Genomic DNA, 25186 nt, shown 5'->3' with positions numbered 1-25186 from the left:
GTTGACGGGCCTGGCCTGCTAGAGAAAGCTTGTGCCATTCCGGGTAATTTTGTGCTTAATCAGCTCATCGACCACGGCCATAACCTGCGCGTGCTGACGCTGCCGCGCAGCGCCACGCCGCTGCATTGCATGGCGATCAGCGCCGGCTATGAGCAGCGGCTCAACGAGGTCTATTCCTGGGACGGATTGCAGCGCGGCACGGCGCCTTTCCTCGTCATCCAGCACACATTGGTCGGCGAGGGGCGGCTGGACTTCGCCGGCACGCAATATCGCCTGACGCCGGGCCAGACCATGGTGCTCAGCCTGCCCCATGCCCATCGCTACTGGCTGGAGCGGGGCGGGCGCTGGGAATATTTCTGGATGGTGCTCAATGGCCGCGAGGCCTTGCGGCTGGTGCGGGAGATCATCGATGCGGCCGGGCCGGTGGTCAGCCTGCCGGCGGGGGTGGTGGACCGGCTGGCCGGCGCCTGCGACACGCTGGTCAGCAAGCCCGATATCACGCCCGGCGAGGCCTCGAGCGCGGCCTATGCCGCCATGGCGGCCTTGCATGACGGCGTATTCGGCGCGGACGCCGCGCCCGAACGCGCGCTGCCGGCAGCGATCAGCCGGGTCATCGCCCATATCGAGGCCAATCTGGCAAAGCCCCTGCCGGTCGAGCGGCTGGCCGCCATCGCCGAAATGAGCCGGGGTCACTTCGTCCGGCAGTTCGGTGCGAGCGTGGGCACACCGCCATCGGATTTCGTGCTGGAACGGCGGATCGAGCGCATCGAGCGCTTGCTGCTGGCGACGGATATGAGCGTGGTGGCGATATCAAGGGCGACGGGCTTTGCCGATGCGAATTACCTGGCCAAGGCGTTCCGGCGGAAACGCGGGCTGGCGCCGCTGGAATTTCGCGCGCAGGGGCGGCTGGCCGTGGGGGCTTGAGCCATCAGTAGACCTCATCCTGAGCCTGTCGAAGGACGAGGTCGTGGCACCCAGCCCCCGCGCGCTCGACCTCCTGGTTCGACAGGCTCACCATGAGGTCTCCGAACTTCCATTTCCGATTATCCCACTCGGAGCAAAGTATTTCCAGGTTGCCTCCTACCGCTCTCCATGCCAAACCTTGCTTGACGTATAGGGAAAGTGAATGACCAATCCTGTCACTAGAGATCGGCGGCATTTCGAGGATCTGCATATCGGCGAAGTCATCGATCTGGGGCATATCCGCGTCACCCGCGAGATGATCGTCACCTTCGCCCGCGAATTCGATCCCTTCCCCTTCCATCTCGATGAGGCGGCCGCCAAGGCGAGCCTGTTGGGCGGGCTGGCCTCGAGCGGCTGGCAGACCGGCGGGCTGAGCCTGCGCATGCTGGTGGACAGCTTCCTCAACAAGGTCGCCTCGGCCGGCGGGCTGGGCTTTACCGATCTCAAATGGAAGAATCCGGTCATGGTGGGCGACACGATCGGCGGCACGGTGACCATTGCCGACCTGCGCCGCTCGGAAAGCCACCCTCAATGGGGCATCATGAGCCTCGATTTCGACGTGCGGAACCAGAAGGAGCAGCCGGTGCTGACCATGCGGCTGGCCAACCTGGTCGAAACGCGTGAGCCCGGAGATCAGGCATGACCCGCTGGTTCGAGGATATCGTCATCGACGAAGTGTTTTCGCTCGGCAGCCACACCTTCAATGCCGACGAGATCATCCGCTTCGCCACGCTCTACGACCCACAATATTTCCACCTCGACGCAGCGGCGGCCCAGCACAGCCATTTCGGCGGGCTGGTGGCCAGTGGCTGGCATACGGTGAGCGTGGGCCACCGCAAGATGGTCGATGCCCTGTTTGCCGAGGAAGAACGCCTGCGCGGCGAGGGAAGGGAACCGGGCGTGTCCGGCCCCTCCCCCGGGGTCAATGCCATGGAATTCAAGGTGCCGGTGCGCCCCGGCGACACGGTAAGCTATGAACTGGTGGTGACCGGCAAGCGGGCATCCAACTCCATTCCCGGCTGGGGCCTGCTGTTCAACAAGCTGACGGCCACCAACCAGCGGGGCGAACTGGTCTATCGCGCCGACCTGGTGGGCTTTTCCAAGCTGCGGGATTATGTGATGCCGCTGCGGCTCAGACTGTTGCTCGCGCTCACCAAAATGCCACTCATCGGCCCGCTGCTGAAGCGCGGCTCTTGAAAGCGGACCGACGCACCGGCACTGTGCTGGACATGCGCCGAATCGCCCTCATAGCCGTCGTCACCGCCCTGTCAGCCACGCCGGCTCTTGCCCAGAATTTCACGGGCAACTGGGCCTGCCGCGATGCCACTGCCAGCAAGGCGGGAATCCTCACCATTTATGGCTCGGTCTATGGCTTCGCCTCGACCAGCGTGGGCGATGCCAGCTCGGGCACCGGCACCATCACCGCCTATCAGGACGGGGTGACAATCAACGATGGCGGGCTGCGCGCGACGCGGGGCATCCAGGTGGGGCGCATGATCCCCGACCCGACCTATGGCACGGCGATCCAGTTGGAAACGGCCGATACGATCGTGATGCTGTGCACGCCACGATAGGGGCTTTCTAGCGGATACCCCCTCCTAGCCTCCCCCGATAGGGGGAGGAATCTGGCTGGTGGGTGTGGCACGATGCTGCCAAAGCCCCGATCTGTTCCTCCCCCTGTCAGGGGGAGGCCAGGAGGGGTATCCGCCCAAAAAGCGACATTCCGCCACGCCCCGCTTGAACTTTTTCGCCGATCAGGCATTTTGGTCATGCGGCGCCGGGCCCCTCTGGCGAGGATGATCTATATCCTCGTGATGTCGGAGCTGCTCCAAACTTCATGGAGAAAGGTCCGGCGATGGAATCGCTTCTTGGCGCCCTTATGGGCGATTTTCTGGGTACTCCCGTCTATTTCTGGGTCGCGTTCGTCGCGATCGTCATTGGCCTGCTGGTCTTCGACCTGGGCATATTGCACCGCGACGAGCACGAGATCGGTGCGCGTGAAAGCCTGTCGCTCTACGGCTTCTACGTCGCTATAGCGCTCGCCTTCGGCGGCTGGGTATGGTGGCAGCGCGGGGCCGAGGCCGGGCTCGAATTCTATACCGGCTATTTGATCGAGCAGAGCCTGGCGATGGACAACATGTTCGTCATCGCCACCATTTTCGGCTTCCTGGCCATTCCCCGCATCTACCAGCACCGCGTGCTGTTCTGGGGCATTCTGGGCGTCATCGCCTTCCGCGCCATCCTGATCGGGCTGGGCGCGGCTTTGGTCAACGAGTTCAACTGGATCCTGTTCGGCTTCGGCGCCTTCCTCGTCTTCACCGGCATTCGCATGTTCAGCCACAAGGACGAAGCGCCCGATATCGAGAACAATCCGGTCTTCAAATTCCTGACCAAGCGCTTCCGCGTGACCAAGGAACTGCATGGCCGCAATTTCATGGTGAAGCAGCCCGACCCGAAAACCGGCAAGCTGGTGACCTGGCTGACCCCGCTGGCGGTGGCGCTGATCATGGTGGAGGTGGTCGACCTGATCTTCGCCGTGGATTCGGTGCCGGCCGTCTTCGCGGTGACGCAGGACACGTTCATCGTCTACACCTCCAACATCTTCGCCATTCTCGGCCTGCGGGCGCTGTACTTCGCGCTGGCGGCGGCGATGAACCGCTTCCGCTATCTGCAGGTATCGCTGGCCATCATCCTCGTGCTGGTCGGCATCAAGATCTTCCTCGTGCCGCTGCATGTCCATATCGACACGCTGCTGAGCCTGATCGTGACGCTGACGATCCTGGCGGGCGGGGTGATCTTCTCGCTGTGGAAGACCCGCAACGAGACCAATATCGGGGCCGAACAGGCCCCGCAAACAGGGCGTCTAGAACCCTGAGGGAGGAGAACTGGCGGGCCGGCGGTTGACGTCGGCCCGTCCTTTTTCTATGGTCCGCCCGTTTCCAAGATGAGGTCCAGCGCCGAAATGATCTGAGAACTTGCCCCGGACGCCCGAGATTCCGCCGTTCCGCGCCTGCGCGTGACCGGCTGGTCATGGATACCGTTCAGAGCGAGATCAGGTCCGAGGCGCGTCTGTCCCTGACGACAGCCGACCCGCCCCCTCCTTAACGACATCCCCGCGTCCGACCAAAACCACGCTTCATCGCGCGGCGTTTTCGCTTGCGCTGCGCTTCTTCTGTTGCAACCCCGCTGCGTCGCGAATGCCGGGCGGGGAGAGTGAAAGGCTTTGCTCATGCCCAAGAACATCTTCCAGCGGCCACAACAGGTCGCCCGCACCCACAATGTGCCGCGCCACGGCGCGCCGATCCCGATGCGCAAGGTGGAGGCCAAAAAGGTCGTCCAGCCCAAGGAGCAGACACTGCCGCTCCCGACGCTGGAAGCCCTGCTCGGCAAGCGGCACTGATATCCGGCCCGGCGCTACAGGTGGTTCACCGGTGGCGCCGGGTCATCCACCGGTTGCGTCGGGCCCTTTTGCAAGATTGCACGAATTCTTTGCACCGGCAGCGCCTTGCAACCCTTGGGGGCGCACACGACTTCTTCCTGTGCAAGGAAGGAGCAACAAGATGAACTCGAAAACCGTACTGGTTCTGCTGGCGACCATCGGCGCCGTGACCGCACTGCCAACCATGGGCGCGATGGCAATGGATCACCACGAGGATCGCCTGGATTTCGACGCCGACCGCACGCTGCGCCAATTGCAGGACCGGGGCATAGACGCCACCGCGGTGGAGCAATGGAACGGCCTGCTCCGCGCCTATCTGCAGGTCGACGGCCAGTTGATCATGCAGTATTTCGACCCCGTTACACTGAAGCCGGTCGACGCCTGACCTCGGCCCATTGCCTCTCCGCCTGCCCTGCGCCAGTCTTGCCGCAATTGCGGTCTAGCCAAGACGCAAGGACAAGAAGGAGACGATGATGGGGAAAATCCACGAGATCGTGTTCGACTGCGACAAGCCGGCGAAACTGGCCGCCTTCTGGGTGGGCCTGCTCGATGGCTATGCCATCCGCGCCTATGACGATGCCGAGATTGCCCGGCTGGCCGCCCTGGGCCTGACGCCCGAGACCGACCCCACCGTGATGGTCGATGGCCCCGGCCCGTCCATCTGCTTCCAGAATGTCGAAGGCCGGCGCTACGACAACAATCGCGTGCATTTCGACATCGAGGTCGATGACCGCTCCGGCACGGTGGAGCACCTGCGCGAGACCGGCGCCGAGACGGTGCGCGTGCTGCCCACCTATACGGTGATGCGCGACCCCGAGGGCAACCAGTTCTGCCTGGTCGACCGGCGCGAGGCCATGGCGGCCTGAAAACGCTATACGCCGCCGCAGCAGGTTGCTGACAGGGCCTGTCAGCACGCCCGATCCATGGTGCTGTTCACCAGAACGGAGCTTTTGCCATGTCCCTCATCGCCTCCTGCCATTGCGGCGCCACCCGGATCGAACTGCCCTATCCCCCCGCCCATGCCAAGGAATGCAATTGCAGCTACTGCGCCCGCACCGGCGCGGTCTGGGGCTATTATGGCGCCGGCGAGATGACGTTCCTGTCGCAGGAGGGCGAGAAGACCTATTCGGCCAGCGATGGCATGAACCAGCACCATTTCTGCGGCAATTGCGGCATGCAGACCTGGGGCGACTCGCCCGACTGGGCCTCTGTCTACAACAATGACGGCACGCCTAAGGAAGGGTTCACCCCCGGCAGCATGCCGGCACAGCGGAGCTATGCGGTGAACCTGCGGCTGGTGGATGACCTCGACTGGTCGGGGATTGCCGTCGAGAAGGTGGATGGGCGGAATAGCTGGTAGGGGATTTAAGTGGGATACCCCCTCCTGACCTCCCCTGATAGGGGGAGGAACAGATCGGGGATGTGGCGCCATGTTGCCTTCCCACTGAGTTACCCCTTCTCCCCTCGTGGGAGAAGGTGCCCGAAGGGCGGATGAGGGGGTACCGAGTTTCCCGCCGGCATTGAGGCATGGGTGAGCGCAGCCCCCTCACCCGTAATTTCTTCTGAACGAAGAAATTACCCCCTCTCCCACAGGGGGCGAGGGGTGGCTCCACTCTTGGGACGAAATTGCAGACCCCTTAGTGCCCCTCGAACGCGATCAGCGCGGTCACATCAACGCCTTCGGCCTTGAGCTTGGCCGCGCCGCCGAGATCGGGCAGGTCGATGACGAAGGCGGCGTCTTCCACCGTGGCGCCAGTGCGGCGCAGCAGGCCGACAGCGGCGATAGCGGTGCCGCCCGTGGCGATGAGGTCATCAACCAGCAGCACCTTGTCATTGCCGTCAAGCACGTCGGCATGGATCTCGATCGTGTCGACGCCATATTCCAGCGCGTAATTCTGCCCGATCGTTTCGCCGGGCAGCTTGCCCTTCTTGCGGATGGGGATGAAACCCACGCCCAGCGCGATGGCGACGCCTGCCCCGAAGATGAAGCCGCGCGCCTCGATGCCGGCGACATGGGTAATGCCCTGGCCGCGATAAAGCCCGGCAATGCGCTCGATGCTTTCCTTGAAGCCCTCGGGGTGCTCGATCAGCGTGGTGATGTCCCGGAACAGGATGCCCTTCTTGGGATAGTCCGGAATCGTGCGCACGAGGGCCTTGAGGTCGAGCGGCATGGCAAACCTGTCAGAGGATGGAAATAGGGTGGTTCAGTTCGACCGGCGGCCGACGATATGGCGGGCGATGACCCCGGCATTGTAGGCGGCGCTGCGGGTGACGCTGATCGCGGTTTCGCGCGCCTTGGGATTGGCGGCCACGGCATTGATGCCGGCGCGGATTGCCGGATGGCGGCTCACGGCAATGGCGGTGCTGACGACAGTGACGGCAATGCGAATGGCGGACATGTCGGCTCCCTCGGCAACGCGGACGGCTTGTCTGGAATATTGCGGTCTGCCGGCCGATTGGCAAGGGGTTGAAGCGGCTGTGAGCGTTGAAACAGAAAGGGCCCTGCGAGAGGGCCCTTTCAAATCAATCCGATGCTGGGACCTTAGTGCTCGATGCCCTGCCAGATGCGGCGCTTGGTGGCGTACATCAGGCCGGCGAACAGCACGAGGAACAGCAGCACGACGAAACCGGTCTGCTTGCGGCCAGCCAGGTGCGGCTCGGCCATCCACATCATGAAGGCGGCTACGTCGGTGGAATACTGCTCCACGGTCAGCGGCACTTCGGCTTCGCCTTCGGCGACCTCGTAACCCACCAGCTCGTCCATCAGCGGCGGGCCCATGCCGATGGCATGGCCGGGGAAGTAGTCGTTGTAATACTTGCCGTCCGCCAGTTCGAACCCTTCGGGGGCTTCCTCGTGATAGCCGTTGAGCAGCGCGTGGATATAGTCCGGGCCGCCTTCCGAATAACCGGTGAAGTAGTTGAATACCCAGAACGGGAAGGCGTCGGTGACGCCACGGGCCTTGGCCAGCACCGAGAAGTCCGGCGGCAACGCGCCGCCATTCGCATCGCGGGCATCCTGTTCGGTCTCGAAGGGCGACGGCCAGCGGTCGGCCGCCACGGCAGCGCGCACACCGCCATCGGCCGTGGCATCGGCCACTTCATATTCGGCCGCCAGCGCCTTGACCTGCGCTTCGGAGAAGCCGGGGCCACCCGCTTCGGCAAGGTTGCGGAAGGCCAGCAGACGGGCGCCGTGGCAACTGGAGCAGACTTCGCGGAAAACCTGGAAGCCGCGCTGCAACTGGTTCTGGTCATAGGTGCCGAAAATGCCGGCAAACGACCAGCTCTGCTTTTCGATATGCGGGGTCGAATGGTCCTGCGCCATGGCGGGCGCTGCGAGACCGGCAACCAGCGCCAGAGCGGCAAGGATAGTCTTGGTGTTCAACATGGTTCCTGCCCCTTGCCTCAATGTGCCTTGCCCAGGACGCTTTCGGAGATGCTGGTCGGCAATGGCCGAGGCGTCTCTATGCGGCCAAGCAGTGGCAGGATGACGAGGAAGTGGATGAAGTAGTAGGCGGTGCAGATCTTGGCGAGAACCACGTAGATGCCTTCGGCCGGCGCCGCGCCCAGATAGGTGAGCGCCACGAAGTTGACCACGAACAGCCAGTAGAACCACTTGAACATCGGGCGGAAATTGCCCGAGCGAACCTTGGACGTATCCAGCCAGGGCAGGAAGAACAGGATCAGGATCGAGCCGCCGAAGAAGATCACGCCACCGAGCTTGGAGTCGATGAACAGGATGTTGAAGTCGATGGCGCGCAGGATCGCGTAGAATGGCAGGAAGTACCATTCGGGCACGATATGGGCCGGCGTCACCTGGGCGTTGAACTCGATATAGTTGTCCGGGTGACCCAGGATGTCGGGCGCGAAGAACGCGAACCAGGCAAACGGGATCAGGAACAGCACCATGCCGAACGCGTCCTTCATCGTGTAGTACGGATGGAAGGGCAGCGTGTCGCGCTTGGTATCCTTCACGTCGACGCCGACGGGGTTGTTGTTGCCCGGCACATGCAGGGCCCAGATATGCAGCACCACGATGGCGGCGATGATGAAGGGCAGCAGATAGTGCAGCGAGAAGAAGCGGTTCAGCGTCGGATTGCCGACCGAGAAGCCGCCGCGCAGCAGTTCGAGCAGCGGATTGCCGATGACCGGGATGGCCGCGAAGATATTGGTGATCACGGTGGCAGCCCAGCCGGACATCTGGCCCCAGGGCAGCACATAGCCCATGAAGGCGGTCGCCATCATCAGCAGGAAGATCAGCACGCCCAGGATCCACAGGATCTCGCGGGGCGCCTTGTAGGAGCCGAAATACATGCCGCGGAAGATGTGGATATAGACCGCCGCGAAGAACATCGAGGCGCCCACGGCGTGGAACGACTGGATCATGCGGCCGCCATTGATGTCGCGGCGGATATGCTCGACCGAGTCGAAGGCCATCGAGACATGCGGCGTATAGTGCATGGCCAGGATAACGCCGGTGACGATCTGGATCACCAGGCACATCACGAGGATCGCGCCGAAGGTCCACCAGTAATTGAGGTTCTTCGGCGTCGGGAAGTCCATCAGGTGCTCTTTGGAGAACCGGATGATCGGCAGGCGGTCATCGAGCCACTTCTCGACGGCGTTCCCGGGCGTGTAAGTCGAATGTTCTGACATCGGAAAAGCCCCCACTAACCGATCTGGACCAGCGTATCGCTGAGGAATTCATAAGGCGGCAGCACCAGATTCTTCGGTGCGGGGCCTTTGCGGATGCGGCCGGCGCTATCGTAGTGCGAGCCATGGCAGGGGCAGAACCAGCCGTCGAAATCGCCCGATTCGCCCACCGGCACGCAGCCGAGATGGGTGCAGTTGGCGATCATGATCAGCCACTGTTCGTGGCCTTCCTTGGTGCGCTGCTCGTCGGTCTCGGGATCCTTGAGGTCGGCAAGTGGAACCGCCTTGGCCTCGTCGATCTCGGCCTGGGTGCGGTGACGCACGAAAACCGGCAGGCCGCGCCACATGATGGTGACCGACTGCCCCTCGGGGATGGCGGAAATATCGAATTCGATGCTGGCCAGCGCCAGCGTCGAGGCATCGGGATTGAGCTGGTTGATCAGTGGCCAGACAGTGGCAGCAGCGCCGACGCCAGCCACGGCCCCGGTTGCGACAAAGATGAAATCCCGCCGTGTCGTTGAATGATGAGCTTGCGTGGCCAAGGTCCGTATCCCCGTACAATCACTTCAGACGCGGCCGGCGTGGCAAACCGTTTCACGCATAGGCAGAATCGGCAGCCGTCCGCCCTCAAGCGGCCCGTCAGTTGCGGTTCTTTTTGCACTGTCACAGGAACTTGTCCAGTGCGCCCAAGGGTGACACCCGAGAAGTGCGACACTATACCCAACCCTGCCCGGCCCGCGCCTGTGCGAGGGGCCGGCAAATCCCCGACAATTGATGGATTCCGCCATGCCGGTCGATCTCGCCCTCTACCAGCCCGACATTGCCAACAATACCGGTACGCTGATCCGGCTGGGCGCCTGCCTGGGCACGACCATCCATCTCATCCACCCCACCGGCTTCCCGTTTTCGCCCAAGGCGCTGGCCCGGGCGGGGCTCGATTATGTCGACCATGCCAGCGTGCATGAGCATGTGAGCTGGACCGCCTTCAATGCCTGGCAGCAGGAGCAGGGCCGGCGGCTGGTGCTGCTGACGACCAGGGCGGAAACCTCGGCCTATGCCGTGGAGTACCGCGACGAGGACATCCTGATGGTGGGTCGCGAAAGCGCCGGCGTGCCGGGCACGGTGGCGGAAGCCTGCGATGTGCGGGTGCGCATTCCCATGCGCGAGGGAATGCGCTCGATCAATGTCGCGCTGGCCGCGACGCTGGTGCTGGGCGAGGCCAAGCGGCAGACCGGCGGATTCGCCGGCCTGCGCTGACGGGCCTATTTCGCGAGGAAGGCGTTGGCATAGTCCGTGGCGCTGTTGGTCGCCTTGAGCATCAGGTCATAATGGGTGGTGTCGGGAATGATCGCGAGCTGGTTGGGCGTGGGGCGCAGCGCACCATCGACACCGGCATCACGCGTGCCGCCACCGAACAGCTTGTAGATTTCCACGATATGCTCGGGATGCATCATGTCGGCATCCGAAAAGATCAGCAGCGTCGGGGCCGTGATCCCCGCGATATCGGTGGACCAGTCATAGCCATGCTGGTTCATCTCGCCGGTCTTGCGGAAGATGGCCTCCCAATCGGCATCGGGATAGAGCGCGCCCAGCGGCGACTGGGCGACACCCTGCGCGATCTGGGCCGCCATATCAGGCATGGCCTCGAACGCCGCCTCGACCTCGGGGAAGTTGCCGTCACTCCGTACATTCATCGAGATGGCGATGAGCTTGCCCACCCGCTCGGGATGGCGGATGGCCAGTTGATAGGCGACGCCCCCGCCCAGCGACCAGCCCATGACATCGATCGTGTCGATGCCAAGTGTGCCCAGCAGGGCATCGACGTCGTCGGCCATCTGCTCATAGCTCCAGGGGGCGTCGCTATCGGTGCTGAAACCGTGCCCGCGCATATGGATGGCGATGACCTTGTGGGTCTTGGCCATTTCGGCCAGCGGCGCGCCGAACATGTCGGACGGGTTGACGCCGCCATGCAGCATGACCAGCGGCGAACCTTCGCCGTGGATTTCGTAATACAGTTCGACGCCGTTGACAGCGACGCGATCGGTGGTCGTGGGGGTGCTCATCGAGGTTTCTCCCTGGGCGATGGATGGGGTCGCAACGGCCAGGGTCGCGACGAAGGAAAGGGTGGTCAGCAATTGCCTGAACATGATTGGCTCCTCGTTAGTAACTAAATAGCTATATAACCTTTTAGTTATGGTCAAGGGGTTTGTGCGCAGATCCGAAATCCTCTTGCGCTGGATCAAGGCGCTGGACGCGGTGACGGCTATGCTGGGGACAGAAAAACGCCGAGCAACAGCTTTACAGGGCTCAAATGACGGTTCATTTCACCACCATGACACTTCCAGACGATATCGAGGCCAAGCAGGCCACCGCCCAGACCTGGTTCCGCGCCTTGCGCGACCGGATTTTCGCCGCCTTCGAGAGAATCGAAGCCGATGTGCAGGGGCCGAACACCCATATGCCGGCAGGCAAATTCGAAATCACCCCATGGGATCGCGCCGCCGGTGGCGGCGGGGAAATGGGCATGCTGCATGGCCGCGTATTCGAGAAGGCGGGCGTGCATATCTCGACCGTGCATGGCGAATTCTCGGCCGATTTCGCCAAGCAGATGCCGGGCACCGAAGAGGGCGCCAAATTCTGGAGCTCGGGCATTTCGCTGATCGTGCATCCCTGGAACCCGCATGTGCCGGCGGTGCATATGAACACGCGCATGATCGTGACCGGCAAGCAGTGGTTCGGCGGCGGCGCCGACCTGACCCCGGTGCTGGATCGCCGCCGGGTGCAGGAGGATCGCGATACGGTGGATTTCCACGCCGCCATGCGCGCCGCCTGCGAAAACCGGCCGGGCGTGGATTACCAGCGCTACAAGGACTGGTGCGACGAATATTTCTTCCTGCCCCATCGCAACGAGCATCGCGGCACGGGCGGGATTTTCTACGACCACCACAATTCGGGCGACTGGGACGCCGATTTCGACTTCACCAAGGCGGTGGGCGAGGCTTTCCTTGGGATTTATCCCGATTTGGTGCGGCGCAATTTCGAGACAGAATGGAGGGAAGCCGACCGGCATGAGCAGTTGGTGCGCCGGGGGCGCTATGTCGAATTCAACCTGCTCTATGACCGGGGCACCACTTTCGGGCTCAAGACGGGGGGCAATGTGAACTCGATCCTCTCCTCCATGCCGCCGGAAGTACGCTGGCCGTGACATGACGCTCAGCGCCATCGAGATCATCGGCTATCGCTCGATCCGCAAGATCCGGTTTCCGGTGCGGCAACTGACGGTGCTGGTGGGCGGCAATGGCGTGGGCAAGACCAACCTCTATCGGTCGCTGGAACTGCTGCAGGCTGCGGCGCGCGGCACGCTGGCCGACGAGATCGCCCGCGAAGGGGGCCTCGCCTCGATCTTCTGGGCGGGCGGCAAGAACCTCTCGCCCGATGGCAGTTTCGACCCGATGTACCGCACCGACGGCTATCGCAAGGGCGAGGGCCACAGCCTGCGGCTGGCCGCCAGCTTCGCCGACCTGGGCGATGGCAGTTTCGACCCGACCTACCGGCTCGAGGTGGGCTTTCCCACCAAGACGGACGCGGCCTTTCCCAATGAGGCACAGATCAAGGCGGAAAGCCTGGGCTGGCAGCAGCGCGGCAAGACGGTCAGCCTGATGGAACGCAAGGGCGGCACGGCCTGGGCCCGCGATGCGGCTGGCCTGCGCGAAGTGGCCAATGACGACATGCTGGCCAGCGAAACGGCTTTGGCCGCTTTGTCCGGTCGCTCGGAAATCGCCCTGGTCCGCGATTCCTGGTTGCCTGGCGGTTCTTTCATGGCTTCCGTACCGATGCCGAATCCGCCCTGCGCCGGCCATCGCGGGCGGTGACGGCGCCTTCGCTCGCCTCCGACGGCAGCAATCTGGGCGCCGTGCTGGCGACGCTGCACCATATCAGGGGCGACCGGATCGATCTCGACCGGGCGATAGCGGATGCCTTTCCCGGCGCGGAACTGGTCATCCCTGATGTCGGCGAATTTGCCGGCTTCGGCATGCGCTATGCCGAAATGCCCAAGCGGGTCTTCGAACCGCACGAGCTTTCCGACGGCACGCTGCAATTCCTGGCGCTGGCCGGAGCGCTGCTCTCCTATCGGCTGCCGCCCTTCATCGCGCTCAACGAGCCGGAAAACAGCCTGCATCCCAGCCTGTTGCCCATGCTGGCGCGGCTGATCGTCAAGGCGGCCGAGCGCAGCCAGGTCTGGGTGGTCACCCATGCCCGCGACCTGGCCGATGCCATCGCCGCCGAGAGCGGCGTGCTGCCCCGCGAGGTGGTGCGCGACGATGACGGCACCTGGCTGGAAGGCTTGAGCCAGTTCGGTGAGTTTGACGACGAGTGAGGGGGAACCCCTGCCCTGCCGCAGGCGTTGTGCCTTGGCACAAGGAGGGAAAGACATGAAACGCTTTGAATCCGGTTCGCTCATTCCTGGCGCCACCTGGCATGCCGAGGCTGAAAGCGAGGCTGAAGTGGTTCGCCGCGCGGTGGAAAACCTCAGGACCTATCACGGCGAAACCGAGGTGCGGCCCGATATGATCGAGCGCATCAAGGAGCGCATCGTCGATGTCGATACGGGCAAGACCACCAAGCACTAGGCCTCTCAAAGACCTCATGGTGAGCTTGTCGAACCACGAGGTCGAGCGAGTGGAGGATGCAATGCCACGCCCTCGTGGTTCGACAGGCTCACCATGAGGGCTTCTGGAGCTTCGGTTACCGGGATTTCGATCCCGTATTGACCAGCGCCAGCAGCTTGACCTTGCCCAGCGTGAAGCCGCTGTCGATCCAGGCCCCTTCGAGACGGGCCAGTTCCTGACCAAGGGCCGGTCCCGGCGCCATGCCGAGGCCGGCCAGATCGTGTCCAGTGACCGGAAAGGGCGGCACGACGGTCGCCCCGAGCACGCGGGCGGTTTCGGCCAATCGGGCCGGTCCCCACTGGTTGAGCGCAGCAGCGGCCGCGAGACCTTCGACGGCCTGTTCGCCATGGCGATAGGCGGCTTCGGCGATCCTGTCGTCGGCCAGCAGGTTCGCAGCGCGCATGATGGAGCGGGCGCTGGCCACGATTTCGTTGGAGAGGCGCCAGGCCGATTGCAGCGTGCCCAGGTCATCGCCGCCGATCAGCGCGAGCCGTGTGGCGGGGCTTTGCCCGCCAATGCTTTCATAGGCGACCAGCGCGCGCTGCGTGGCGTCCTCCAGCGGCAGCAGGCGAATTTCCGACATCACCGCCAGCGTCAGCGCGATTTTCGGCAAAGCCAGCATGCGCAGCATCTCGCTGCCGACGCGCTCCCGCGACAGATGGGCGAGTTGGCCCACGGCGGCAGCGCAGGCGGTGAGGCCATCGGGGTCCAGCCGTTCGCCGCCATGGCTGGCTGACAGGCGGAAGAAGCGATAGACGCGCAGCCCGTCTTCGGCGATGCGCTGGGCCGGGTCACCGATGAAGCGGATGACGCCGTTGCGCGCATCCTCGATGCCACCAAGCGGATCGTAAAGCGTGCCATCAGCGGCGCAATAGAGCGCGTTGAGGGTGAAGTCGCGGCGGCCGGCATCCTCGACCCAATCGGTGCCGAAGGCCACCACGGCATGGCGGCCGTCGGTCTCGACATCGCGGCGCAAAGTGGTGACTTCGGCCAGGGTTTCGCCCATTCGCAGCGTCACCGTGCCGTGGTCGATGCCGGTGGGGTAGCAGGCGATGTCAGCGGCTTTGGCCCGCGCCATGACCTCGTCGGGCAGGAGCTCCGTCGCCATGTCGATATCGCCGCTATGCGGCCGGCCCATGATTGTGTCGCGCACCACCCCGCCCACGGCGCGGGTGCGGCGCCGGTTGCCATCGAGCGCGGCAAAAATGGCCTGCACTTCGGGACGGTTGAGCCATTCGGCCTGCTGCAACAGATCGCTCATGGCACGGCCTTGCTCAGCGCCAGTTCGCGGAAGCGACGGGTGAGATTGGCGGTGATACCCCAGATGCGGTGGCCATCATGGTCGATCTGCCAGGTGCGGTGCTCCTGGCCGTTGCGCTTGATGCGGAACTGGCCATAGGCCTCGTTGGCGAGAATGCGCTGCAGCGGCACTTCGAACACCGAATGCACTTCGCCCGGATTGGGCACGAAGGGGCCGCTGGGCTCGACCGTGGCGACGACAGGGGTGATGAGATAATTGGTGCCGGTAAAATAGGTCGGCATGAAGCCGAGCACAGTCGCGTCCGCGCGCTCCATCCCCACTTCCTCGAAGGCCTCGCGCAGGGCGGCGGCTGCGACATCCGTATCGCCGGCATCCACCTTGCCGCCGGGAAAGGCCACCTGGCCGGAATGGGCCCGCAGGTCCGGCGAGCGCTCGGTATAGAGCACGGTATGGCCCTCGGGCCGCCGAGATCAGCGCGATCAGCACCGCTGCCGGCACGGGCGGCCGGCTGAACGGCTCCTCCGGCGCCCAATCCGGCACGAGCGCTTCCGCCGCCGGCCAGGGCGGTGGAGCGGTCAGCAGGCGCGCACTGAGACGAGTGATGATGGCGTCGTCGGACGACAAGGAGGCACCGGAAAAGGGTTCGGGGAGGGGGGAGGGATAGTGCAGTTCGGGAGGAAATGGCTACCCGAAGGGGATACCCCCTCCCAACCTCCCCCTGATAGGGGGAGGAACAGATCGAGCTTGTGGCACAATATCGGGACCACCACCACGCCGCTCCTCCCCCTATCAGGGGGAGGTTGGGAGGGGGTATCCGCTAAAAATCACCCCTGCTTCCACGCCGCGATCGGGCCGCTGAGCGTCGTCGCCAGGCTCTTGTCTTCGGCAAAGAGCAGCACGCGGGTGGGGTCGACCGGGCCGGGGAATTCGATATTGCCCAATGCGGTCGGCTCCCAGCCGAGCGGGCAGTAATAGTCGCGGTCGCCCACCAGCATGACGAATTGCCCGTCGCCGCGTGCCAGAGCGCGCTTGGTGACTTCGCGGGCCAGCAGCTTGCCGGCGCCGAGCTTGCGGAAATTGGGGTGGGTGGCCAGGGGGCCGAGCATCCAGCCATTGATGCCGCCGATGGAAACCGGGGTCATCCATACCGAGCCGCAGGCCGTGCCGTCGACTTCGGCGACGAGGCTGAGGCTCGGATCGATGGGAAAGCGCTCGCGGATGCGATAGGCGGTTTTCGAAAACCGGCCCGGACCGAAGGCAATGGCCTGCAATTCCTCGATGAAGGAATCATCGGCAGAAGTCGCGGGGCGAACGGTGGGGATGCGCAGGGGCGAAGCGGAGACAGCAGCAGTTGCGGCCGAGGGCGCAGAATCGAGGGTCATGACGATGATCCAGAATGAGGATGCGTAAGTGAGACCGGCACCCCTATGGGTACCGCTTCGAAAGACCGCTTACGGTCGTCGTGTCACCAGCAGAACCTTCACCATCCTGGGCGCCTCCACGCCTGAAATTCGCTTAGCACCACAGGGGCTTCGCGTAAAACGAAAAGTCATGGCAGGCACCCCGATTTTCAAGAGGCGCAGGCGCCTGTGTCTGAAATGCACAACGGTTCGTTATCGCGGAACCGCCTTATCGCTCGCGCCGGCAAGGACTATGTGTCAGGCAACGCAACCGACATTGGGGGATTTTGACCCCGACAACGAGTCGACAACATGACGGAAAGGGCGCGATCATGGGACAATTGATCGACGGAAAATGGTCCACCCAGTGGTATGACACCAAGAAGACCGGCGGCGAATTCAAGCGCAGCCAGGCCGGCTTCCGCAACTGGATCACCGCCGATGGCAGTGCCGGCCCTTCGGGCACAGGCGGCTTCAAGGCCGAAGCGGGGCGCTACCACCTCTATGTGTCATTGGCCTGCCCCTGGGCGCATCGTACGCTGATCTTCCGCAAGCTCAAGGAGCTGGAAGGCCTGATCTCGGTTTCCGTCGTCTCGCCGAAAATGCCCGATGAGACCGGCTGGAGCTTCCGGCAGGACGAAGGTTCGACCGGCGACGCGCTCTTCGGCAAGGATTACCTCTGGCAGGTCTATACCCAGGCTCAGCCGGACTATACCGGCCGCGTCACCGTGCCGGTGCTGTGGGACAAGCAAACCGGGCAGATCGTTTCCAACGAAAGCTCGGAAATCATCCGCATGTTCAACTCGGCCTTCAACGAGCTGACCGGGAACACGGATGACTATTACCCCGAGGACTTGCGTAGCCAGATCGATCCGATCAATGCCCGCGTCTATGACGACATCAACAATGGCGTCTACAAGGCCGGCTTCGCCACGACGCAGCAGGCCTATGACGGTGCGGTGGCAAAACTGTTCGAGGCGCTGGACTGGGTCGAGGGCCTATTGGGCGAAACGCCCTATCTCACCGGCAACAGCATTACCGAGGCGGACTGGCGGCTCTTCACCACTTTGGTGCGGTTCGACGCCGTCTATGTCGGCCACTTCAAGTGCAACCGGCAGCGCATCGCCGACTACAAGAATATCAGCCATTACCTCAAGGCGCTCTACGAGGTGCCCGGCGTGAAGGAGACAGTCGATCTCGACCACATCACGACGCATTATTACTGGAGCCACATTACGATCAATCCGACGCGGATCATCCCGATCGGGCCGGATCTGCCGTTCTTGAGGTAGGGGCCACCAGGCTTCCTCCCACCTCTCTTCCCCTCTCCCCTTGTGGGAGAGGGTGGTTTTCCGCGTTCAGCGGAAACCGGGTGAGGGGTTCTGCGCTATCCTGTGCTTCAATGCCGACGGATAGCGCGGTGCCCCTCATCCGCCCTTCGGGCACCTTCTCCCACGAGGGGAGAAGGGGAGCCGGCGCATGGCGTGCCTCAATAGCCCCAGATATCCCGCTTCGCCACGCCGTCGAAATATTCGTCGATCCGCTGGCTGGTGGCAGGGGTGACCTTTTCGGGCAGGGTGCGGCGGTCGAACCAGCCGACTTCGGCGATCTCCCGGTCGGGCTTGCGCTCGAAGGCCTTTTCGAAACTCTTCGCCACATAGAAGGCCACATGGTCGCGATCGGTCACCGTGCTGGCATTGTGATAGATGCCGAACAGTTCCATCGGGCCGGTGACGCGATAGCCGGTTTCCTCCAGCGTTTCGCGGGCGCCGGCATGTTCGAGCGTTTCCCCCGGGCTGACGCCGCCGCCGGGAAATTGCCAGCCCGGCACATAGGTGTGCCGGATCAGCAGCACCTTGTCGCCATCGACCACCATGACGCGGGCGCCCAGCGTCAGGCGGTGCCAGAAGCCCTTGAGGGTCAGGAACACCTTGGCCAACAGCCGCTGCCTGCCATTCATCTGCATCGGAAATACTCCTTCTGGACCTACCGGTAGCAGAGACTTGATGACGACAAAATTGAGTGTTGCGGCGATTGACCGTTTTCTTGCCCGTTTCCTTCTGGCATTACGCCCCCGATGATCACCCTCGCCCACATTTCCGACATTCACCTGTCGCCCATGCCTGAAGTCGGTTGGCGCGACCTCCTGGGCAAGCGGCTCACCGGATATCTCAACTGGAAACTGCGCCGCCATGACGAGCTCAACAGCGAGACGCTGACGAGCCTGGTGGCGCATCTGCGGGCGCAGAATGCCGATTTCATCGCCGTCACCGGCGACCTGGTGAACCTGGCTTTGCCCTTCGAGATCGACCGCGCCGGCCAGTGGCTCAAGGCGCTTGGCGGTTCGGACCGGGTGGCCGCCTGCCCCGGCAATCACGATGCCTATGTGCCCGGCGCGCTGGAATCGGCGCAGCGCAGCTGGGGCGAATACCTGCAGGGCGAGACGCTTGACGATGCCGCCTTCCCCTTCGTGCGCCGCGTGGGGGAACTGGCCGTCATCTCCTGTTCGAGCGCCGTGCCGACGCGGCCCTTCCTGGCCATCGGGCGGTTCGACGAGAAGCAGGCCGAACGGCTGGGCCGGATTTTGCGGCTGATGGGCGAGGCCGGTTACTTCCGCACCGTGCTGATCCACCACCCGCCCAACCCGGAACTGCAGCACCCCTCCTTCGGCCTCAAGGGACACAAGCTGTTCCGCCAGGTCATTGCCGAGCATGGGGCCGAACTGATCCTGCACGGCCACACGCACCGCTCCTCGATCCATTCCATTCCCGGCAAGGACAAGGAAGTGCCCGTGGTCGGCGTCGCCGCCGCCAGCGCGGCGCAGGGCGGCACGCTGGACGACCCGGCGCGCTATAACCTGTTCCGCATCGAGCGGACGGGCGACGGCAACTGGAGCTGCACCATGCGCGAATACGGCTTCCAGCGCCTGGGCAGCGATATCGTCATGCGCCTGCAGATGCGGATCTGCTGAGGTTCTACCGCCCCTCTTCCTTGTCCCGCACCCGGTTGTGGATCGCTTCGGCTTCCGGGGTCATCGTCTCGGCGAAGTCGCTCATCTCGAAGATCGGGCGGATTTCGATCACGCTTTCTCCGAACATCGGATCGGGGCTGCGCTTGACCCAGGCCACGGCCTCGTCCATGTCGCGCACCTCCCAGATCGCATAGCCGGCCACCAGTTCCTTGGTTTCGGCGAAGGGGCCATCGATCACCGTTCTTGCCATGCCGTCAAAGGCGACCCGCTTGGCCTGCGAACTCGGCTTGAGACCGCCGCCACTCTGCATGATGCCGGCATCGACCAGTTCTTCATTGTATTTGCCCATGGCCTCGAGCAGCTCGCTGCCCGGCATGACGTCGGCCTCGCTCTCTGGCGTGGCCTTCACGAACACCATCACGCGCATGTCTGGTTCCTTGTTCTGCTCAGCGCCGCTGTTCCTTTTCCCGCACCCGGTTGTGAATCTCTTCGGCTTCCGGCGTCATGGTTTCGGCGAAATCGCTCATTTCGAAGACCGGCCGGATTTCGATCTCGCTTTTGCCCAGCATCGGATTGGGGCAACGCTTGACCCAGGCCACGGCCTCGTCCATGTCCCGCACTTCCCAGATCCAGTAGCCGGCCACCAGTTCCTTGGTCTCGGTGAACGGCCCATCGATCACCGTCCGGCCCAGGCCGTCGAAAGCGACGCGCTTGGCCTGCGAACTCGGCTTGAGGCCGTCGCCGCCCAGCATGATGCCGGCATCGACCAGTTCCTCATTGTATTTGCCCATCTGCTCCAGCAGGTCGCCGGGCGGCAATATGCCGGCTTCGCTATCCTCGGTTGCCTTGACGAAAACGACTACGCGCATGGTTCCAACTCCTCGTTTGGGTCCCGGATGGGGCCTGATGATAGGGCGACGAATGAGGCGGGCCAATTTCGACATAAAAAATGCCCCACTCCCGCCACGGCGGCAAATCACCTATATGGTCAATCAAACCCGCGAGTGATCCAGGCTGTGACCGAACAATTCCGCATCGAGCGCCCCATTTTCGACCCGGCGACGGGCATGGCCCGCTTCAGCTATGGCCTCGATGGCCTCAACTTCACCGAAACGCTGGGCCTGCCTGATGGCGCCGATGCGACGGCAGCACAGAGCCCGGCTTTCCGCAAGCTGCTGGATTTGACGGCGGTGGTGCTGGGCGTGAGCTATTTCAAGCTCAGGGCCCCCTTCGAGATCGCCGCTCCGGCCATTCCGCTGACCGAGGCCGAGCGGGCCTTTGCCATCGATGTCTACGAGAACGGGCTGGGCGAATTCTATGCCCGCAACAACCTGATGCGCTTCGGCAAGCTGACGATTTCTGCTCCTGACGATGCCGAGGCGACCAAACCGGCCCCCGCCCTGCCCAACCGGACGCTGCTGCCCATTGGCGGCGGCAAGGATTCGCTGGTCAGCGTGGACCTGCTTGTCCATGCCGGGGTGGAATTCACCCCCTTCGCGGTCAATCCCAAGGGACCGATTTTGACATCGGTGGAGAAGATCGGCACGCAGCCGGTCTATGTCACCAGAACGCTCGATGCCGAGATGATCCGGCTGGGCAAGGAGCCGGGCTATTACAACGGCCATGTGCCCTCCACGGCGATCAATTCGATGATCGCGGCGCTGTGTGCACTGCTCTACGGCTATAACCAGATCGTGCTCAGCAATGAGCGCTCGGCCAGCGAGGGCAATGTCACCTTCGACGGGCGCGAGACCAATCACCAATACTCCAAATCCCTCGGCTTCGAGCTGCTGATCGCTTCGATCCTCAGCGACGCTACCGGGGAGCGCTCAAATATTTCTCGCTGCTGCGGCCCTATTCGGAAGCGCGGATCGCTTCGCTCTTCACCCATGAGACCAAGTTCGACCACGTGTTTTCGAGCTGCAACCGCAATTTCCGGCTTGATGGCAATGACGGCCCGCTGTGGTGCGGGGAATGCCCGAAATGTCACTTCGTTTTCCTGATCTTTGCGCCCTTCATGGCCAAGGATCGGCTGCTCTCCATCTTCGGCAAGGACCTGCTCGATATCGCTGCCAATGAAGGCTCGTTCCGCGAACTGGCTGGCCTCGCCGGGCAGAAGCCATGGGAATGCGTGGGCGAAATCCTCGAAGCGGCGGCCTGCCTCTATACGCTCACGCGCCACGCCGACTGGCACGAGAATGCCGTGGTGCGGGCGGTCAAGGCCGACCTCCTGGCGCAATATGGCGAGCCCAAGCTGCAACTGGCCATGGCCGAATGCCTGACTGACAGCCACGACCACCACATTCCGCCGGCGCTTGCCATGAGGGTGGCCGAATATGCGGTTTGAAGAGCCGGTCCTGCTCTATGGCGCCGGCCGCGAGGCCATTTCGACCCGCGCTTTCCTCAAAGCCCGCCAACCGGACCTCAAGGTCTTCGTTACCGTCGATAGCGGCACGGCCGATATCCCGGACACCGAAGTTATCGCGCCCGCCGACCTGCCCGCTGCCATCCGCGCCCATCGCTTCGGGCTGATCGTCAAGAGCCCCGGTGTATCGCGCTACAAGGACGTGTTCGACATTGCCCGCGATGCCGGCATTCCGGTGACGTCCAACCTCAACCTCTGGGGCGCCGCCTATGGCCCCGGCCACACCGTGATCGCCATTACCGGCACCAAGGGCAAATCGACCACGGCGACGCTGGTCCACCTGATGCTGACGCGCTCGGGCGTCGATGCCGGGCTGGCCGGCAATGTGGGGCTGGCGCCGCTAGAAATCGCCGACCGTCACAAGGTCGTGGTGTTCGAACTGTCGAGCTACCAGACATCGGATATGAGCTTCCTGCCCGATATCGCTGCACTGACCAATCTCTACCCCGAACATGTCGACTGGCATGGCTCGGTGGAGCGCTATTACCGGGACAAGCTGCACCTGATCGACCGCGATGGCAGCTTTGCCGTGGCCTTGGGCGCGGCGGCGAAGGGCAATGCGTTGGTAGCCAGGGCCGTGCGCGACCATCGCCGACTGATCCGCGACCTGACGACGGAAGAATCCAGGGCGATCGACACCGCCGTCGCCCGCTCGCGCCTCAAGGGGGCGCATAATCTCGACAATGCAAGGCTGGCGGCGCAGATCGCGCTGGCGGCGGGCGGCACGCTGGAAGGCGTGGTCGCCGGCATTGCCGCCTTCGTGCCCCTGCCCCACCGACTGGAAGAACACCGCTTCGGCGGCAGGACCTTCGTCAATGACTCGATTTCGACCACGCCCGAGGCCACCAAGGCGGCTTTGGCCGCCTATCAGGGCCACAGGCTGGCGCTGATCGCCGGCGGGCACGAGCGGCAGCAGGATTATGTCGAACTGGCGAGCCTGCTGGCCGGCTATGGCGTCACGACGCTGGCCTGCCTGCCGGTGACCGGGACACGGCTAGCGGCGGCGACACGGGAAGCCGCGCCGCAGATCGCCGTGCTCGAAGCGCCCGACCTCGAAGCGGCCATGCAGGCGCTGCATCGGCGCCGCCAGGACTTTGACGTGGTAATCCTGTCGCCGGGCGCGCCGAGCTATAACCAGTTCAAGAATTTCGAGGAACGCGGGCGACGATTTGTCGAACTGGCGCAAGCCATTTTTGGCTGATGCGAAGCAAATAAGGATAGTGCCTGAAGCCGCTTTCCGGCGCTAGATCAGCGGCAAGCTCAACCAGGCGGGACCTGTCATGAACGGCGCCATCTATCTCGGCATTGCCATTGTCGGCGAGGTGATCGCCACCTCCTTCCTGCGCGCCTCGGCGGGGTTCACCCAATTGGTGCCCTCCATCGTCGTGGTGGTGGGCTATGGCGTCACCTTCTATTTCTTCTCGCTGGCGCTGCAGACCATTCCGGTCGGCATCGGCTATGCCATCTGGTCGGGCGTGGGCATCGTGCTGGTCTCGATCATTGCCTATTTCGCCTATGGCCAGACGCTGGACCTGCCGGCGCTTGTCGGCATCGGGCTGATCCTGGCCGGCGTGCTGGTGATCAACCTCTTCTCGCAGTCATCGGCGCATTAGAAGCCGCGCACCAGGGCCATGGGCGGAACGCCGGCCTGAATCAGGGCGGTACGGATCGAATCCAGCAATTGGTCGTCGCCGACGCGTTCGCGCAGCCGCGGCAGCACGCCCTTGGCGCGGAAGGCGGTGACATCCAGCACCTGCGGCAGGTAGCGATTGACCACAGCGCTGTCCCCCGCGCGCTGCGCCGCCATGATGGCCAGGATCGGCCCCAGCTCGTGGTCGGCCTGGGCATAGAGTTCGGCACAGGCGATGGCCCGGTCAAAATCGCCGTCACGCAGGGCCAGCAAAGCCGGCACGCCCAGATACCAAGGCGGCGGGCTGGGCGACGCCTCGGCCGCGTCGCGCGCCATGGCTTCCGCATCGGCCAGATTGCCGCCCAGGGCGAGCAGCCGCGCATAGGCGGCCAGCGCATCGACATTGGCACCGTTGAGCTGCACCGCCGAGCTGAACTCGGCACGGGCCGCGGCCCGCTCGCCCAGCGTCTCATGCAGGCGCGCCTGCTGTTCCCAGACGAAACTGCTGATCGCGTCCATTCCGATGGCGCGCCGGACGTCTTCTGCCGCCCGGGTGAAGCGGTCTTCCGGCGCCGCTTCACCCACCGGGCCGGCCTGTTCGGCCAGCAGGCTGGCCATGGCGGCCAGCACGGGCGGGCTGGCCCTGTCGTCCTCGGACAGCGCCGCATAGCAGGCATTGGCGCGCGCCGCTTCGCCCGTCCCGCCGGTTTCGCGGTAGAGATCGAACAGCACGCGGCAGAGATAGGGGCTGAACCGCCCTTCGATCGGCTGGGCCGATGCCAGCATCTGCCGCGCCGCGGCATGCAACGGGCCGCGCGGGCTGCCCAGCACCAGGCTCAGCGACTTCGACACCCTGTCGAGCACGCCCGGCTGCAGCGCCTCGGCGGTCGGCACGGCAAAGGTCTGGTTCCACACCACGGTGCTGGTGAGGCTGTCGGTCAGGATGGCGCTATATTGCACCACTTCGCCATCGGGCCGGACAATACCGGTCAACACATAATCGCTGGTCGGCAGGCCGGCCACCGCGACATTGGCCTCCCCCGCCCCCACCATAGCGCACGCCGATATTGCCGAACTGCCCGAGATCGGTCACCAGCTCGATGGCCAGCCCGGCCGCCTGCGGCGGCGATGCGGCGGCGGCCGCCAGATTCTGGAATTCGACAATGGTGATGGTGGGCCGCTGCATCGCTCCGGCAGCGTCGTCCGTCCCGCCCCGCGGCCCCCAGGCCGACAAGGCATAGGCCGCCATGGCCAGGCCCAGCGCAATGACCGCCAGCGCAAACCATGACGCGCCGAAACTCCATGCGCCGAACCATGGGGCTCGTGCCGGCGGCAGCGTATCAGGTTCGCTTTCGGGCTGGCCCGGCTCCACTACGGCAAAATCGGGCACATAGCGGCCGACCGGCAACTGGATGCGCACGGCCTCGCCCAGGCCCGGCCCGCGATAGTAATCGCCCAGCAGGCTGCGCAGCCTGCGCGCCTGTACCCGCACGATCGGATCGGCCTGCGGATCGAAATCGGCCGAGCGGCCGAACACGTCCACGGCGATGGAATAGGCCTTGATGGACTGTTCGCTCCCCTCGAGCGTGCGCTGCACGATATAGTCGAGGAAGCGGCCAAGCTGCGGGGAGCGCGAGATTTCCGGCCACGCGAGCAGCCGCTCGAGTGCCGCCAGGATCGCCTCGCGCTGCGGCGCAGGATCGGTCAACCGCCCCTCCCAGGAACCCGGCGATTGTGACGGTTTACATGTAAAACACAAGCGGATGTTACGTTGACT

General features: G+C 63.9%; 33 protein-coding genes and 1 pseudogene. 20 read left to right on the top strand and 14 right to left on the bottom strand.

The window, feature by feature from the left end:
- Positions 1-51 precede the first annotated feature (51 nt).
- The 9 genes from NVV79_RS14000 to NVV79_RS13960 all read left to right on the top strand — a co-directional run bounded on the left by NVV79_RS14000 (position 52) and on the right by NVV79_RS13960 (position 5762).
- Complete coding sequence (locus NVV79_RS14000) at positions 52-924, top strand: AraC family transcriptional regulator (protein WP_303990707.1); 873 nt, start codon at positions 52-54, stop codon at positions 922-924.
- Between the two features lie 202 nt (positions 925-1126).
- Positions 1127-1606 carry a MaoC family dehydratase gene (locus NVV79_RS13995; RefSeq protein ID WP_303990705.1) on the top strand — a complete coding sequence of 160 codons (480 nt, stop codon included), beginning with the start codon at positions 1127-1129 and terminating at the stop codon, positions 1604-1606.
- Positions 1603-2160 carry a MaoC family dehydratase gene (locus NVV79_RS13990; RefSeq protein ID WP_303990704.1) on the top strand — a complete coding sequence of 186 codons (558 nt, stop codon included), beginning with the start codon at positions 1603-1605 and terminating at the stop codon, positions 2158-2160. The genes NVV79_RS13995 and NVV79_RS13990 overlap by 4 nt, the downstream gene beginning before the upstream one ends.
- Positions 2157-2537: a hypothetical protein gene (locus tag NVV79_RS13985; protein ID WP_303990702.1), complete on the top strand. Its 381-nt coding sequence runs from the start codon at positions 2157-2159 to the stop codon at positions 2535-2537. Before NVV79_RS13990 ends, NVV79_RS13985 begins: the two co-directional genes overlap by 4 nt.
- Before the next feature lie 281 nt (positions 2538-2818).
- Entirely contained in the window at positions 2819-3838 is a 1020-nt protein-coding gene (locus NVV79_RS13980; protein WP_303990700.1) for a TerC family protein, read from the top strand.
- A 354-nt stretch (positions 3839-4192) separates the two neighbouring features.
- Positions 4193-4363 carry a hypothetical protein gene (locus NVV79_RS13975; RefSeq protein ID WP_303990698.1) on the top strand — a complete coding sequence of 57 codons (171 nt, stop codon included), beginning with the start codon at positions 4193-4195 and terminating at the stop codon, positions 4361-4363.
- Between the two features lie 160 nt (positions 4364-4523).
- Positions 4524-4787, top strand: a complete 264-nt coding sequence (locus NVV79_RS13970; RefSeq protein WP_303990695.1) for a hypothetical protein — start codon at positions 4524-4526, stop codon at positions 4785-4787.
- Between the two features lie 88 nt (positions 4788-4875).
- Positions 4876-5268: a VOC family protein gene (locus tag NVV79_RS13965; RefSeq protein WP_303990727.1), complete on the top strand. Its 393-nt coding sequence runs from the start codon at positions 4876-4878 to the stop codon at positions 5266-5268.
- Positions 5269-5357: 89 nt separating this feature from the next.
- A complete protein-coding gene (locus NVV79_RS13960; RefSeq protein ID WP_303990692.1) occupies positions 5358-5762 on the top strand; it encodes a GFA family protein in 405 nt (134 codons plus the stop codon).
- Between the two features lie 277 nt (positions 5763-6039).
- Here NVV79_RS13960 and apt read toward each other — a convergent pair whose 3' ends face one another.
- The 5 genes from apt to petA form a co-directional block, all read right to left on the bottom strand.
- Positions 6040-6573, bottom strand: a complete 534-nt coding sequence (gene apt / locus NVV79_RS13955; RefSeq protein ID WP_303990689.1) for an adenine phosphoribosyltransferase — start codon at positions 6571-6573, stop codon at positions 6040-6042.
- A 33-nt stretch (positions 6574-6606) separates the two neighbouring features.
- Positions 6607-6801 carry a hypothetical protein gene (locus NVV79_RS13950; RefSeq protein ID WP_303990688.1) on the bottom strand — a complete coding sequence of 65 codons (195 nt, stop codon included), beginning with the start codon at positions 6799-6801 and terminating at the stop codon, positions 6607-6609.
- A 143-nt stretch (positions 6802-6944) separates the two neighbouring features.
- Positions 6945-7724, bottom strand: coding sequence for a cytochrome c1 (locus tag NVV79_RS13945; RefSeq protein ID WP_303990726.1), 780 nt, complete (start codon positions 7722-7724; stop codon positions 6945-6947).
- Between the two features lie 80 nt (positions 7725-7804).
- Positions 7805-9055 (bottom strand): cytochrome b N-terminal domain-containing protein, encoded by a 1251-nt coding sequence (locus tag NVV79_RS13940; protein WP_303990685.1) that lies wholly within the window; start codon positions 9053-9055, stop codon positions 7805-7807.
- Between the two features lie 14 nt (positions 9056-9069).
- Positions 9070-9594 carry a ubiquinol-cytochrome c reductase iron-sulfur subunit gene (gene petA, locus NVV79_RS13935; RefSeq protein WP_303990682.1) on the bottom strand — a complete coding sequence of 175 codons (525 nt, stop codon included), beginning with the start codon at positions 9592-9594 and terminating at the stop codon, positions 9070-9072.
- A 244-nt stretch (positions 9595-9838) separates the two neighbouring features.
- On the opposite strand from petA, the gene NVV79_RS13930 reads away from it, so the two are divergent.
- The gene (locus NVV79_RS13930) at positions 9839-10309 is read left to right on the top strand and encodes a tRNA (cytidine(34)-2'-O)-methyltransferase (protein ID WP_303990670.1); all 471 of its coding nucleotides are present in this window, start codon (positions 9839-9841) and stop codon (positions 10307-10309) included.
- Between the two features lie 5 nt (positions 10310-10314).
- Here NVV79_RS13930 and NVV79_RS13925 read toward each other — a convergent pair whose 3' ends face one another.
- Positions 10315-11199, bottom strand: coding sequence for an alpha/beta fold hydrolase (locus NVV79_RS13925; protein WP_303990668.1), 885 nt, complete (start codon positions 11197-11199; stop codon positions 10315-10317).
- Positions 11200-11363: 164 nt separating this feature from the next.
- Between NVV79_RS13925 and hemF the strand changes: the two genes are divergently transcribed.
- The 4 genes from hemF to NVV79_RS13910 are packed head-to-tail and all read left to right on the top strand — an operon-like array spanning position 11364 to position 13683.
- Positions 11364-12257, top strand: coding sequence for an oxygen-dependent coproporphyrinogen oxidase (hemF, locus tag NVV79_RS13920; RefSeq protein WP_303990666.1), 894 nt, complete (start codon positions 11364-11366; stop codon positions 12255-12257).
- 1 nt (position 12258) lies between these two features.
- Positions 12259-12924: an AAA family ATPase gene (locus tag NVV79_RS22660; RefSeq protein ID WP_369684733.1), complete on the top strand. Its 666-nt coding sequence runs from the start codon at positions 12259-12261 to the stop codon at positions 12922-12924.
- Entirely contained in the window at positions 12921-13430 is a 510-nt protein-coding gene (locus tag NVV79_RS22655; RefSeq protein WP_369684732.1) for an AAA family ATPase, read from the top strand. The genes NVV79_RS22660 and NVV79_RS22655 overlap by 4 nt, the downstream gene beginning before the upstream one ends.
- Positions 13431-13485: 55 nt before the next feature.
- On the top strand, positions 13486-13683 hold the full coding sequence (locus NVV79_RS13910; protein WP_303990664.1) for a DUF1059 domain-containing protein: 198 nt from the start codon (positions 13486-13488) through the stop codon (positions 13681-13683).
- Between the two features lie 115 nt (positions 13684-13798).
- Here NVV79_RS13910 and NVV79_RS13905 read toward each other — a convergent pair whose 3' ends face one another.
- The 3 genes and pseudogenes from NVV79_RS13905 to NVV79_RS13895 form a co-directional block, all read right to left on the bottom strand.
- Positions 13799-14983 (bottom strand): CCA tRNA nucleotidyltransferase, encoded by a 1185-nt coding sequence (locus NVV79_RS13905; protein ID WP_303990662.1) that lies wholly within the window; start codon positions 14981-14983, stop codon positions 13799-13801.
- Positions 14980-15432 (bottom strand): annotated as a pseudogene (locus tag NVV79_RS13900) (CoA pyrophosphatase); the annotation flags it as partial. The gene NVV79_RS13905 and the pseudogene NVV79_RS13900, both read right to left, overlap by 4 nt.
- A gap of 375 nt (positions 15433-15807) precedes the next feature.
- On the bottom strand, positions 15808-16365 hold the full coding sequence (locus tag NVV79_RS13895; RefSeq protein WP_303990660.1) for a GNAT family N-acetyltransferase: 558 nt from the start codon (positions 16363-16365) through the stop codon (positions 15808-15810).
- Positions 16366-16715: 350 nt separating this feature from the next.
- Between NVV79_RS13895 and NVV79_RS13890 the strand changes: the two genes are divergently transcribed.
- Positions 16716-17675: a glutathione S-transferase family protein gene (locus tag NVV79_RS13890; protein ID WP_303990658.1), complete on the top strand. Its 960-nt coding sequence runs from the start codon at positions 16716-16718 to the stop codon at positions 17673-17675.
- Between the two features lie 197 nt (positions 17676-17872).
- Here NVV79_RS13890 and NVV79_RS13885 read toward each other — a convergent pair whose 3' ends face one another.
- The gene (locus NVV79_RS13885; protein ID WP_303990656.1) at positions 17873-18349 is read right to left on the bottom strand and encodes an NUDIX domain-containing protein; all 477 of its coding nucleotides are present in this window, start codon (positions 18347-18349) and stop codon (positions 17873-17875) included.
- A 111-nt stretch (positions 18350-18460) separates the two neighbouring features.
- Between NVV79_RS13885 and NVV79_RS13880 the strand changes: the two genes are divergently transcribed.
- Positions 18461-19354, top strand: a complete 894-nt coding sequence (locus NVV79_RS13880) for a metallophosphoesterase (RefSeq protein ID WP_303990645.1) — start codon at positions 18461-18463, stop codon at positions 19352-19354.
- A 4-nt stretch (positions 19355-19358) separates the two neighbouring features.
- Here NVV79_RS13880 and NVV79_RS13875 read toward each other — a convergent pair whose 3' ends face one another.
- Positions 19359-19781 carry a YciI family protein gene (locus NVV79_RS13875; protein WP_303990644.1) on the bottom strand — a complete coding sequence of 141 codons (423 nt, stop codon included), beginning with the start codon at positions 19779-19781 and terminating at the stop codon, positions 19359-19361.
- A gap of 19 nt (positions 19782-19800) precedes the next feature.
- Complete coding sequence (locus tag NVV79_RS13870) at positions 19801-20223, bottom strand: YciI family protein (RefSeq protein ID WP_303990643.1); 423 nt, start codon at positions 20221-20223, stop codon at positions 19801-19803.
- Positions 20224-20370: 147 nt separating this feature from the next.
- On the opposite strand from NVV79_RS13870, the gene NVV79_RS13865 reads away from it, so the two are divergent.
- The 4 genes from NVV79_RS13865 (at position 20371) to NVV79_RS13850 (ending at position 23392) form a co-directional block, all read left to right on the top strand.
- Positions 20371-21357: a hypothetical protein gene (locus tag NVV79_RS13865; RefSeq protein WP_303990642.1), complete on the top strand. Its 987-nt coding sequence runs from the start codon at positions 20371-20373 to the stop codon at positions 21355-21357.
- 14 nt (positions 21358-21371) lie between these two features.
- Positions 21372-21701, top strand: a complete 330-nt coding sequence (locus tag NVV79_RS13860) for a hypothetical protein (RefSeq protein ID WP_303990641.1) — start codon at positions 21372-21374, stop codon at positions 21699-21701.
- Positions 21691-22980: a UDP-N-acetylmuramoyl-L-alanine--D-glutamate ligase gene (murD, locus tag NVV79_RS13855; protein ID WP_303990640.1), complete on the top strand. Its 1290-nt coding sequence runs from the start codon at positions 21691-21693 to the stop codon at positions 22978-22980. The genes NVV79_RS13860 and murD overlap by 11 nt, the downstream gene beginning before the upstream one ends.
- A 79-nt stretch (positions 22981-23059) precedes the next feature.
- The gene (locus NVV79_RS13850; protein ID WP_303990639.1) at positions 23060-23392 is read left to right on the top strand and encodes an SMR family transporter; all 333 of its coding nucleotides are present in this window, start codon (positions 23060-23062) and stop codon (positions 23390-23392) included.
- Here NVV79_RS13850 and NVV79_RS13845 read toward each other — a convergent pair.
- Both NVV79_RS13845 and NVV79_RS13840 read right to left on the bottom strand, forming a co-directional pair.
- A complete protein-coding gene (locus tag NVV79_RS13845) occupies positions 23389-24462 on the bottom strand; it encodes a lipopolysaccharide assembly protein LapB (protein WP_303990638.1) in 1074 nt (357 codons plus the stop codon). The genes NVV79_RS13850 and NVV79_RS13845 overlap by 4 nt on opposite strands.
- Positions 24359-25117 carry a hypothetical protein gene (locus NVV79_RS13840; protein WP_303990635.1) on the bottom strand — a complete coding sequence of 253 codons (759 nt, stop codon included), beginning with the start codon at positions 25115-25117 and terminating at the stop codon, positions 24359-24361. Before NVV79_RS13840 ends, NVV79_RS13845 begins: the two co-directional genes overlap by 104 nt.
- Positions 25118-25186: the final 69 nt, after the last annotated feature.

This window comes from Devosia ginsengisoli (genome assembly GCF_024707105.1).
Classification (GTDB): Bacteria; Pseudomonadota; Alphaproteobacteria; order Rhizobiales; family Devosiaceae; genus Devosia; species Devosia ginsengisoli_A.
The sequence above is the reverse complement of the archived record's forward strand: the minus strand, read 5'-3'. Positions and strand labels throughout refer to the sequence as shown.